Annotated in this window: 8 protein-coding genes; 4 read left to right on the forward strand and 4 right to left on the reverse strand. The window is 46.2% G+C overall.

Annotated features, from left to right (window positions below):
• Positions 1-165: 165 nt before the first annotated feature.
• The 3 genes from hldE to R7P69_RS14520 all read right to left on the reverse strand — a co-directional run bounded on the left by hldE (position 166) and on the right by R7P69_RS14520 (position 5,877).
• Positions 166-1,596, reverse strand: coding sequence for a bifunctional D-glycero-beta-D-manno-heptose-7-phosphate kinase/D-glycero-beta-D-manno-heptose 1-phosphate adenylyltransferase HldE (gene hldE, locus R7P69_RS14510; protein ID WP_017633601.1), 1,431 nt, complete (start codon positions 1,594-1,596; stop codon positions 166-168).
• 67 nt (positions 1,597-1,663) lie between these two features.
• On the reverse strand, positions 1,664-4,507 hold the full coding sequence (glnE, locus tag R7P69_RS14515; RefSeq protein WP_064368976.1) for a bifunctional [glutamate--ammonia ligase]-adenylyl-L-tyrosine phosphorylase/[glutamate--ammonia-ligase] adenylyltransferase: 2,844 nt from the start codon (positions 4,505-4,507) through the stop codon (positions 1,664-1,666).
• A gap of 113 nt (positions 4,508-4,620) precedes the next feature.
• A complete protein-coding gene (locus R7P69_RS14520; protein ID WP_005379890.1) occupies positions 4,621-5,877 on the reverse strand; it encodes a methyl-accepting chemotaxis protein in 1,257 nt (418 codons plus the stop codon).
• A gap of 105 nt (positions 5,878-5,982) precedes the next feature.
• Between R7P69_RS14520 and R7P69_RS14525 the strand changes: the two genes are divergently transcribed.
• Positions 5,983-6,756, forward strand: a complete 774-nt coding sequence (locus R7P69_RS14525) for a potassium channel family protein (RefSeq protein WP_025768395.1) — start codon at positions 5,983-5,985, stop codon at positions 6,754-6,756.
• 41 nt (positions 6,757-6,797) lie between these two features.
• Here R7P69_RS14525 and R7P69_RS14530 read toward each other — a convergent pair whose 3' ends face one another.
• Positions 6,798-8,330: an inorganic triphosphatase gene (locus R7P69_RS14530; RefSeq protein ID WP_104975843.1), complete on the reverse strand. Its 1,533-nt coding sequence runs from the start codon at positions 8,328-8,330 to the stop codon at positions 6,798-6,800.
• 212 nt (positions 8,331-8,542) lie between these two features.
• Here R7P69_RS14530 and R7P69_RS14535 point away from each other — a divergent pair, with 212 nt between their 5' ends.
• From R7P69_RS14535 to R7P69_RS14545, 3 genes are all read left to right on the forward strand, one after another.
• On the forward strand, positions 8,543-9,223 hold the full coding sequence (locus tag R7P69_RS14535) for a TIGR00153 family protein (protein WP_005379896.1): 681 nt from the start codon (positions 8,543-8,545) through the stop codon (positions 9,221-9,223).
• Between the two features lie 131 nt (positions 9,224-9,354).
• Complete coding sequence (locus R7P69_RS14540) at positions 9,355-10,614, forward strand: inorganic phosphate transporter (protein ID WP_005379898.1); 1,260 nt, start codon at positions 9,355-9,357, stop codon at positions 10,612-10,614.
• 178 nt (positions 10,615-10,792) lie between these two features.
• Positions 10,793-11,404, forward strand: coding sequence for a TIGR04211 family SH3 domain-containing protein (locus tag R7P69_RS14545; RefSeq protein ID WP_005379900.1), 612 nt, complete (start codon positions 10,793-10,795; stop codon positions 11,402-11,404).
• Positions 11,405-11,440: the final 36 nt, after the last annotated feature.

Genomic DNA, 11,440 nt, shown 5'->3' on the forward strand with positions numbered 1-11,440 from the left:
ACTCCAGGCCTTAATAAATAAAAAACGCCAGTTGAGTTATCAGCTGGCGTTTTTTATTACTTATAGTTCAGAGCCTATAAGTGTCTCTGAGCATCAAGTATCAAAAAGGCCGCACTTAGCGACCTTTATGAGCAAATAGCATTTCAATGCTAACAAACAGCAAGCTTAGCCCTTACCGCCTTTGATTGCATTAATGATTTCACTGGTCGAGCAGCCATCTTCAAAGTTCAATACACGAACTTCACCACCCGCCGCAATGACTTCTTTACCACCAGCAATCTCTTCTGGTTTGTAGTCACCGCCTTTTACTAGCAAGCTTGGTAGAACTTCTGAGATCAAACGCTGCGGCGTATCTTCACTAAATGGTACAACCCAATCCACAGCGCCCAAACCTGCCAACACCGCCATGCGGCGATCGGTTGGGTTTACCGGACGACCAGGGCCTTTAAGGCGTTTTACTGACTCATCGGTATTTACCGCAACGATTAGGCGATCGCCCAGTTCAGCAGCATGGTTTAAGTAAGACACATGCCCAGCGTGCAGAATATCAAAGCAGCCATTTGTCATAACGACTTTCTCGCCACGAGCTCGTGCTTTTTTCACCGCTTCGATCAGTGCTTTTTCTGAAATCACACCGTAATCCGTGTCTTGGCTGCCATGTACCGCTTCTGCTAATTCAATCTCAGAAAGCGTTGACGTGCCTAGTTTACCAACCACAACACCTGCCGCTGCGTTTGCTAATGCACACGCTTCTTCAAATGATTTGCCTGCGGCAACAGACGCTGCCAATACAGAGATAACCGTGTCGCCCGCACCTGTCACGTCGTACACTTCTTTCGCTTGAGTTGGAAGGTGGAACGGTTCCTGACCACGACGAATCAAGGTCATTCCGTTTTCGCTGCGTGTCACTAAAAGCGCTTCAAATTCAAACTCTTCAACCAAAGCCAGTGCTTTCTCTACTAGCTCTTGGTCAGATTTCACTTTACCTACAACGTCTTCGAACTCTTTCATGTTTGGCGTAAGAAGTGTTGCGCCACGGTAGCGTTCAAAATCAGCACCTTTCGGGTCAATGAAAACCGGAATATTTGCTGCGCGCGCTTTTTGAATGTATGCCTGAACATGCTCTAACGAACCTTTTGCGTAGTCAGACATAATCACGGCTTTAACGTTTGGCAGTGCGGCATCCATACGCGATAGCACAGGCGCAGAATCTGTGTTTTCAAACTTGTCTTCGAAGTCGAGACGAATAAGCTGTTGTCCACGGCTCATTACGCGAAGCTTCGTAATCGTTGGGTAATCAGGCAGTGCAACGAAATCGCACTTCACATTGAGTGAGCTCAGCGTCTCCGTCAGCACTTTTGCAGGCTCATCTTCCCCAGTTAGACCAACAATGTGAGCATGGCCACCTAGTGATGCGATGTTCATCGCAACGTTCGCAGCACCACCAGGACGCTCTTCATTGTTTTCTACTTTTACAACAGGAACCGGCGCTTCAGGAGAAATGCGCCCGGTTGGGCCATACCAGTAACGATCTAGCATGACATCACCGATGATGAGCACACCAGCGCTGTTGTAATCAGGTAGAATTGGTTTCATTGTTGGTCTCCAAAAATTAAATCGAAGTGAGTTTATCACAGCCCTTATCGAGGCTAAATATATGGTCTTAACTGAACCACTGATTCCAAGCCTGTTTTACCCACTCCCTTTCGGCAACAAACTTATCTTCCACCACATCAGCGTCTAAATTGAGTAGATTTCGGCGGTGTATTTCGTTGCGCATTGTCGTGTAAGCACGTATCAACTGCATTGCTTGGTCTTCGTCCATAACATCTTGCGCAATGAGCGTTTCAAAGATGCGCACATTATCACACCAACGCGTCAATTTCGGCTTATCGTGACTATAGTTGAGCACTAGGTACTGAGCGAGAAATTCGATATCGGTAATCCCACCTACATCTTGCTTGAGCATAAAGCGGCCTGGCTTTTTCCCCCCAAGATGACCGCGCATTTTTTCTCTCATTTCGACAACGTCTTTTTTCAGTTCAGCTTGATCGCGTGCTTTGCACAGCACATCATGCCGCGTATTGTGAAATGCAATTGCCAGTGGTTCATCACCATAAATCATGCGCGCGCGGACAAGTGCTTGATGCTCCCATGTCCACGCGTCTTGATGTTGATAGTCGTCGAACGCGTCCGTTGGGCTAACCAACAAACCCGATGCACCGGACGGACGCAATCGGGTATCGACCTCGTATAAAATACCGGAAGCGGTGCGAGTGGAGAAAATATGAATGATACGCTGTGCTAAACGAAGGTAGAACTGACGACCATCAATCTCTTTTTTGCCGTCAGTGTAGACATTGACTGGGCAGTCATGCATGAAGACAATATCCAAGTCGGAGTTATAGCCGAGCTCCCACCCTCCGACTTTACCATAGCCAATTACAGCAAAGCCTTTGCCTTCACGATCTTTCACATGCGTTGGCTCGCCGTACTTTTCAGACACTTGCAACCAAGCCTGACTGATCACCGCATCCACGATAGCTTCCGCTAAATAAGTTAAATGGTCACTCACTTTCATCACTGGCAATGCGCCAGCAATATCTGCCGCTGCAATACGCAAAATACAAATTTGCTTAAACTGACGCAACGCTTCCATTTGCTGTTCCATATCATCTTCAGGAATACGCGCCAAATAATCACGTAGCTCTGTACGGTAACTGTCTAATGGAATGGGATTGTACAGCTGCGCAGGGTCGATCAACTCATCAAGCAAGATAGGATAACGAGACAGCTGCTCTGAAATCATTGGGCTTGCGGTACACAAACGTACGAGCTGCACCAGAGCCGCTGGATGCTCATCCAATAATTCCAAGTAAGTTGTGCGAGTGCAGATGTTGTGTAGCAAGTGAAGTACACGAGATAGACCAAACTGTGCATCAGGATGGGCAAAGACCGCATCAAACACTTTCGGCATCAAACGGTTGAGCACTTCGCGTCCACGTGGGCCTAACGTTTTTTTGGCCAGATCGGTTTTAAAGTTGATGATGGTTTTCGCGCATGAAGCAAAGTCTTCAATCTGAATATCCTGCTGCAAGATATGCTCAAGAACGTCTTGTTTGTCGGCCATATCCCATAGCTCATGAAAATGACGAGCAACAGTAGTCCCCTCGTCTTCTTCATCATCACCAATTAGTGATTCAAAAACTTGGTGAACATTTGCCATATGCTGCTGGGTTTGCTCAATCAATTGCTCCCAACAGCTCATTTTCATCGCGGTGGCGAGCTTTAAGCGTTCGGTTTCGCAATCAGGCAGCGTCTGGGTTTGCTTATCCGCCATTGCTTGCAACAAGTTTTCTAATTGACGCAAGTACTTGTATGCGGCTTCTAGATCGCTGACTTCTTGTGGAGTAAGCAATGCCAGTTCTTCAATGCCTTGCAGCGTTTCCAACAGCCCTCGATTACGCAAAGAAGGTTCTCGACCACCTCGAATCAATTGAAAAACTTGAGCGATAAATTCAATTTCTCGGATGCCACCCGCACCTAGCTTAATGTTGTTATTCAACCCTCGGCGGCGAACCTCGCTACTGATCATCGACTTCATTCGACGCAAAGATTGAATCGCACTGAAATCAATATAACGACGAAAAACAAAAGGGCGCAGCATTTGGCGTAGCTCTTGATACTGCGGGTACATCTCACATCCCATCACCCGAGCTTTGATCATCGCGTAACGTTCCCAATCTCGTCCCTGTTCTTGGTAATAATCTTCAAGTGCGGCATAGCTCATAACCAAGGGGCCACTTTCTCCAAATGGGCGAAGCCGCATGTCGACGCGGTAGCAAAAACCATCGAAGGTTTGTTGGTCGAGCGCTTTGATGATGCGTTGACCAAGACGAGTAAAGAACTGGGCATTGGCAATGCTTCGGCGTGCGCCTTGGGTTTCGCCATTCTCTGGATACGTGAAAATTAGATCAATATCGGAAGAAAAGTTTAGCTCGCCACCACCCAGTTTCCCCATACCGATAATTAACATCGGCTGCACTTCACCGTCCTCACTTGTTGGCGTGCCCCACTCCTGACAACACACTTGATATTGCCATTGATAGGTTTCAAAAATCATCGCTTCTGCCAACTCAGATAAGTGGCTTAAAGACGTCTCTAGCGACCATGCATGCGTGAAATCCTTCCACGCAATGTACACCATTTCTCGGTTGCGAAACTGACGCAATACGCGATGACCAGACATCTCATCAGGACATTGTTCCAACAGTTCAGCAAGGCGTGAGCGGTAAGACTCCTGACGACTTGGCTGCGCTAACATACTTGGCAACTCACGGGCTAGGACTTCATCGCGATGAATAGCTTCAGTTATAAACTGGCTTAAGCCCGCCACATAACGAAATTGCTGCGCAACCTCATCGGGCCAAAGGGGAAAATAACCTGCGTCTTGGGCGTTTTGTACGGCAGATTCAGCGATAGAAATCAGTGGCGAAGGCAGCTGCATTTTTCTTCCTTGTTTGAAAAGCACGGTAACTCACTCTTTATACCAGACTGAAAGCAAATAAAAACGCCCACAAAAGGTTTGTGGGCGTTTTATCAAAAGTTCGGGATCGAATATTAAACTTGGAAAGATTTGATCTTCTTGTCTAGCTCACCTGCATTATTTTGCATCATTTCAGAGGTTTCTAGCAGCTCGGTAACAACAACAACTGAGGCTTCAACCAACTCACGTACATTGGTGAGGTTTTGGCTCATCTCTTCTGCAACACTGCTTTGCTGACCAGACGCCGTCGCGATCTGGAAGTTCATGTCATTGATTTGCGTCACTTGCCCAACAATACCATCGAGCTCAGATCCAGCATTAGAAACCAGCTCGTTTCCATCTGCCGCTTCTACAACGCTTTTTTCCATGAGTTCTACCGCAGATTCAGCACTGGTTTGCAGCTGTGCGATCATCTCTTGAATTTCTACCGTCGCTTGTTGTGTACGTTGGGCAAGGTTACGAACTTCATCTGCAACCACAGCAAAACCCCGCCCAGCCTCGCCAGCTCGCGCCGCTTCAATCGCCGCATTCAGTGCAAGCAGGTTGGTTTGTTCAGAAATGCCTTGAATCGTCCCTACAACGCTACCAATGGCTTCAACACGTTCTTCAACTTGGTTAACCGCTTGTGCCGATGAAGCGATATCCGACGAAAGTTCACTCATTTTCGCCATTGTACTTTGCAAGAACTGCTGACCAGAAATTGCTTGTGCGGAAGCTTGCTCTGTCAGAGAAGAGGCCGTCTGGGCATGTTCCGCAACCGTTTGGACCGTCGACGACATTTCACTCATCGCCGTAGCAAGTTGATCAATTTCGTTAAACTCTTCTTGCGCCGATTCCTTCGTTTCCGACATGCTCAGTGTCATGACTTCGGTGAGCGTTGATAATTCATCAGACGCATTAATTTGCATTTGAATCACATCGTGCAATTGTCGACGTGTCTTTTCTAATTCACGTGCCACGTCTCCGTATTCATCTTTACAATCCATACCAAATGGAACAGAGAGGTTCTTGCTCGCCATCAGTTTGATCGCGTCGCTCAGATACTGTGTTTGACGCAACATCACTCTAGCCGCCGCTAATAAGAGCACGACAAAAACCACAATCAATAAGGCGGTTTGCCAAGCAACTTGCGTTAAATATGCTTCATAATGCTGTTGGGCAACTTGCGCGTTTTGTGTCGCCGCTAAAAGTGAGTCGTAAAAAGTGTTTGCGTCCCACAGTTGTTTTGCCACGATCAGGACAGTACTGAAGACCATCAACATGACCATTTTAGGCACCAGTCGAATGTCGGATATGACCCTTTCCCATGGCTTAAATGCCAGCTTTTCCATTGTCAGTTCTCCACCGAGTCTTATATAGTCTTTATCTATAATCTTTATATTACTTATAGTTATGTTCGCGCTTTGCGTGGTTACGCGATTTATTTTGAGCTTCGTATGAAAAACAATGATATCAAAGACAGCACACGACCGATGGGCCTGTTGTCACTAATATTGTCTTTTATGGCACTATTTGTGATCTCTGGCTTGTTGTTTTTCCCGATCGATCACGAAACCCGTCAAGTTCTTATCGGTCTGGATTTCATAATCTGTAGTATTTTTCTACTACAGCTCACCATTGATTTGATCCGGTCCACAGATCGCTGGTTATTCCTTAAACGTCATTGGATAGATTTCGTGGCGAGCATCCCATTGATAGAGCCCCTGCGCTTTGCTCGTATTTTTCATATTATGCGAGTGGTATTAGTACTGCGTTCGTCAAAGTTCATTTTGCATCAGCTCAAAGAAAACCGCCGCGAAACTACGGTCGCCTCTATACTGCTATTGATGGTTATCCTCATAACGCTCGGTTCTAGTGCAATGCTGTTTATCGAAGCGAAAAACCCAGAAGCGAATATTCGCACTGGCGCCGATGCTTTGTGGTGGGTATTTGTAACGATCTCAACGGTTGGTTACGGCGATCATTATCCTGTGACCTCCATAGGAAAGTTTTTGGCTGTCATCATCATTGTTTGCGGGGTGGGTATCTTTGGTATGATCTCGGGTCTTATCACCTCTATCCTTACTGCCCCAACGAAACAACAGACGCACAGTTCAATCAATAAAGAACGTATGCTCGAGCAGCTCCTAACCCAACAAGCGCAAATACTAGAACGACTCGATTTCATGGAAAAAGAGCTACAACAACGTAAAACAGAGACAAAAAAATAGGACCATGCGGTCCTATTTTTTTGTCGTTACCACCAGAACGATCATTCACGCCAATAAGGCTGAACTTCCACACTGATCGCTCGGGTTTGATCCATTGCATGCAAAATTGAGCGCTCTTGACGGTGCAACCAGCGTTCTAACTGCTCTTTTTCTGCGTCTTCCAGCATATCAACCAACGGGAGCAAGTGGTTCAGCATTAGCAGATCATCGATACCATGCACCAGATCCGCCCATGGTAAACGGAAGCTGTTACGCTCATCCGAGTTATACAAACTCGCGAAACCAATACCAGTATAGAGGTTACGCAATAAGCGATAACGCTGATCAACGTACTCTTGCGCCGTCAAATCGCGCTCTGCTGGGAAAGCTTCCATTAGCTCAGCCCAAGTGCGATCGAGCTGAGTAACTGAAAACGGCATGATGTTACTTGCCATTTTTTCACGTGCTTTTTCATCAAGAAATGGCTGCCAACCGCGCGCCAAGATCCAGCGGCTTAGATCCAGCAGTAACCCTGTGTAACGCGCGGAATTGAGCAACCCTAGCACTTCTTCACGGCTTGGCAACTCTTGTAACTGCTGAGTCAACTCAGATACTAAGAACTTACGCGCATCCAACTTGCGCAGCACATTGCCTTTGTCATCTAAAAGCTCTTCAAGGTGTGCATGCTCATCCAACCAACTCAGTTCTTCTTCCAACCATTTAAGCTCTTGGCGCAGAATCGCGCTCGCGCGACGAGGGACAATCCCGCCAAAAATAGTCAATGTTTGACGAATGAAACGAATGGCATTATTGATTTCACGCAGTGCTTCCACGCTGTCACGCTCAGCATAAATTTGCTCGTGATAATGCCAATGAGACAAAGCGTGCTCTAAAGAGTTGATCAAGCAAAATTCAACGGTATCCGTCGGACTACTGTCCACAAGTGCCAATGATTTTACTTCATCACCCGCATAACCACTTGCAAGTCGATAACCTTTCGCCGCTTTGCTCAAGTTACCCAAGCGCATACCGCCTTGCTCGCAAAAGCTGCGTGCCAGCGTGAATAAAGCTTCGGTTTGGCCTGACTTAAGTTCCAGTTCAACTTCGCAAATCGGCTCTTGCTTCTCTTCTTCGTCTTCACCTTTGGCTACAACTAAGCCTTGGTCAAAGGCAACTTCAATCTGACTGCCATCGGGCATGCCAATCAGCCATTGTTCACGTGTGAAGTTGGTCGAGAATAATGGCATAAGCTCGGATTGCAGCGTTTCTGCATCTTTACCTGGAGGCCAAATATCTAGAGGATGAAGCGACAGATTAGGCTCGTCGCTAGTGTGCTCAGCATTGTATTCTGGTCTTTGATGTAAGCCTGCGACGACGCGTCCTGCTGTCTTTACGGTTTGGACGAATACATCATCAAAACGGCGAATTCTTAAACCAATGTCGTGCTTTCGAAGCCATTTATCGGCAGTATCAAAATAGGTGTTACCCAAGTCACGACAACTATGCTGAAGTACTTTTGTCTCAGAAATTTTTTCTTTTAAAGTTTCTGAAAATTCAGGAGAAACAAAAAACTTCAGTTCTATTTCGGTTTCCATAGCTATACCTTTCAAAGCAGATAGAAACAGGATATTGCGTAATTTCTCACACGGCAAGAGAGAAATATCGCCGGAATGATGATCTAAAACAGTTTTAATGAGCGATTTAATGCGTTACCATGCGCGCCTTTATAGCCATCGTTCAACATTTCGCCAAGCACTCAGAAATGGTGTATGTTTTTTTAAGGTTATAGTTATTAGGTTGAATGACCATGCCAGTAAATACAATTATGGGGTTATTTGCAAAGTCCCCAATTAAGCCTTTGCAACGCCACGTTGTGTGTGTCAACGAATGTTGTTCACACTTGGTGAAATTCTTTGAAGTATCTTCAAAGGGTGATTGGGAAAAAGCAGCAGAAATCCGTGCACAAATTTCTCACCTAGAGAAAGAAGCGGATGTGCTGAAACGTGAAATCCGTCTAAAACTGCCTCGCGGTTTGTTCATGCCAGTCGACCGTACTGACATGCTTGAGCTTTTGACTCAACAGGACAAACTTGCAAACCTGGCAAAAGACATTGCTGGCCGTGTATATGGTCGTCAACTTGTCATCCCTGAGGCTCTCCAACCAAACTTCCTCGCTTACGTTCAACGTTGTCTTGATGCTGCCGATCAGGCGCAAAAGGTAATCAATGAACTTGATGAATTGCTAGAAACCGGCTTCAAAGGCCGTGAAGTGACGCTCGTCGCTGAAATGATTCATCAATTAGACGTTATCGAAGATGATACCGATGCCATGCAGATTGAACTTCGCCAACAGTTGATGGTGATTGAAGCTGACATGAACCCTATCGATGTCATGTTCCTATACAAGATTCTTGAATGGGTAGGTGGTATTGCCGACCAAGCGCAGCGCGTAGGTGCTCGTTTGGAAGTCATGCTATCTCGATCTTAAAACATAAAGTTAACGACATAACGAAGAGCATAATTAACACGTGTCATAGGGACGATGACTATTTTCATCGTCTTATGGTTTGGCGCGCGTAAAATTTTGTTCCGCTTGTTATAAAACAACTAGGTATTACGATGGATATCCTTGCGAACTACGGCACTGTCCTGATTATTGTTGCAGCGATTTTTGGTTTCATGATGGCGATTGGTATTGGCGCGAACGACGTTGCTAATGCGATGGGTACATCTGTAGGTTCAAAAGCGCTAACTGTAAAACAAGCTATCATCATTGCGATGATCTTCGAATTTGCAGGTGCTTACCTTGCAGGCGGTGAAGTAACCGACACTATCCGTAAAGGTGTAATCGAAACTTCTTTATTTGCTAGTCAACCAGATGTTCTTGTCTACGGCATGATGTCTGCGCTTTTAGCAGCAGGTACATGGCTGCTTCTTGCTTCTTACATGGGCTGGCCAGTATCAACGACTCACTCAATCATCGGTGCAATCATTGGTTTTGCATGCGTATCAGTAGGTACTGAAGCGGTTGACTGGGGCAGCGTTCAAGGCATTGTTGGTAGCTGGATTATTACGCCAGTGATTTCAGGTTTCTTTGCTTACGTTATCTTTGTCAGCGCACAGCGCCTGATTTTTGATACTGAGAACCCTCTGTTTAACGCGAAACGTTTTGTACCTGTTTACATGTTCATCACAACAATGGTGATTGCACTTGTAACCATCAAAAAAGGTCTAAAACACGTTGGTCTTCACCTGACCAATGGTGAAGCCTGGATGTGGGCAGCAGCAGTTTCAGCACTTGTGATGATTGGCGGCTACGTATACATCCAGAAAAAATTCGCTAATCGCGAAGAAGACCGCAGCTTTTCTGGCGTGGAAGGTATCTTCAGCGTTCTGATGGTTATCACCGCTTGTGCGATGGCATTTGCACACGGTTCAAACGACGTTGCAAACGCCATTGGTCCACTGTCTGCTGTCGTATCGACTGTTGAACACATGGGCGAAATCAGCACGAAAAGCACCATCGCTTGGTGGATTCTACCTCTTGGCGGTATTGGTATCGTGGTCGGTCTTGCAACACTGGGTCACAAAGTAATGGCAACCGTTGGTACTGGCATCACTGAGCTAACGCCTAGCCGCGGTTTTGCAGCACAGCTAGCAACAGCATGTACGGTAGTTCTAGCGTCTGGTACAGGCCTGCCAATTTCAACCACTCAAACATTGGTTGGTGCGGTTCTCGGTGTTGGCTTTGCTCGTGGTATCGCAGCACTGAACCTAGGCGTAGTTCGTAACATCGTGGCATCATGGATCGTTACACTACCAGCGGGTGCGTTATTGGCCGTAGTATTCTTCTACGGACTTCAAGCGATGTTCGCTTAAGACACTCGTCAATAGAATGTAAGCGCTTTGTCATTATTGACTCAAACGCACAGAAAGGGAGGCTTTGCCTCCCTTCTTTGTTGCACCGAGGTTTGAAACTGCATACTATTCGTCTATTTCCGGCTCCAATCATTCGGTGCCAACGCTGTCTCCAAGAAAAATCGTTAAGGGATTTACTGTGAAAAAACTAATCATCACGGTTTTGTTTACTTTGCTAGCAGCGCCAGCGGCCCTAGCAGCAGACCGTTATATTTCTGATGACCTCTTCACTTTTATGCACTCAGGTCCAAATAACACCTACCGTATTATTGGTAGTGTTAACGCCGGTTCTAAAGTACAACTGATTAAAACCAACCGAGATACTGGCTATACGCAAGTTCGTGATGACCGTGGTCGCACTGGTTGGGTACAAAGCAAGTTTGTGACAAACCAAGAGAGCATGGCAATTCGCCTTCCTCGCATTGAGAAAGAGCTAGCCGAAGTAAAAGAGCAGCTTGCTAATGCTCGTCAAACTTCTGATGCAGAGAAAGCCGGTCTTGTTACCTCTCTCGAAACACGTAACCAACAAATTTCAGATCTAGAAAATAAATACTCTGAGATCAGTGATCAGCTTACTTCTGTTGAAACAGAAAACCGCGAGCTACGCGCAAAGCTGGATACACAAAAAGATGACATGCTGCTTAAGTACTTCACTTATGGCGGCGGTGTTGCAGGTTTAGGTTTACTATTTGGTTTGATTCTTCCGCATGTCATGCCTCGTAGAAAGCGCTCTCCTGCGGGTTGGGCATAAACCCTTACGCTTTTATCTTTAAAAAGAACGCAAAAG

It is taken from the genome of Vibrio sp. 661, assembly GCF_033339315.1.
Taxonomy (GTDB): domain Bacteria; phylum Pseudomonadota; class Gammaproteobacteria; order Enterobacterales; family Vibrionaceae; genus Vibrio; species Vibrio alginolyticus.

Excerpts from the sequence above, each read along its gene's own strand:
- R7P69_RS14540 (WP_005379898.1), top strand. The coding sequence starts at position 9,355 with ATGGATATCCTTGCGAACTACGGCACTGTCCTGATTATTGTTGCAGCG.
- hldE (WP_017633601.1), bottom strand. The coding sequence starts at position 1,596 with ATGAAACCAATTCTACCTGATTACAACAGCGCTGGTGTGCTCATCATC.
- glnE (WP_064368976.1), bottom strand. The coding sequence starts at position 4,507 with ATGCAGCTGCCTTCGCCACTGATTTCTATCGCTGAATCTGCCGTACAA.
- R7P69_RS14530 (WP_104975843.1), bottom strand. The coding sequence starts at position 8,330 with ATGGAAACCGAAATAGAACTGAAGTTTTTTGTTTCTCCTGAATTTTCA.
- R7P69_RS14525 (WP_025768395.1), top strand. The coding sequence starts at position 5,983 with ATGAAAAACAATGATATCAAAGACAGCACACGACCGATGGGCCTGTTG.
- R7P69_RS14520 (WP_005379890.1), bottom strand. The coding sequence starts at position 5,877 with ATGGAAAAGCTGGCATTTAAGCCATGGGAAAGGGTCATATCCGACATT.
- R7P69_RS14535 (WP_005379896.1), top strand. The coding sequence starts at position 8,543 with ATGCCAGTAAATACAATTATGGGGTTATTTGCAAAGTCCCCAATTAAG.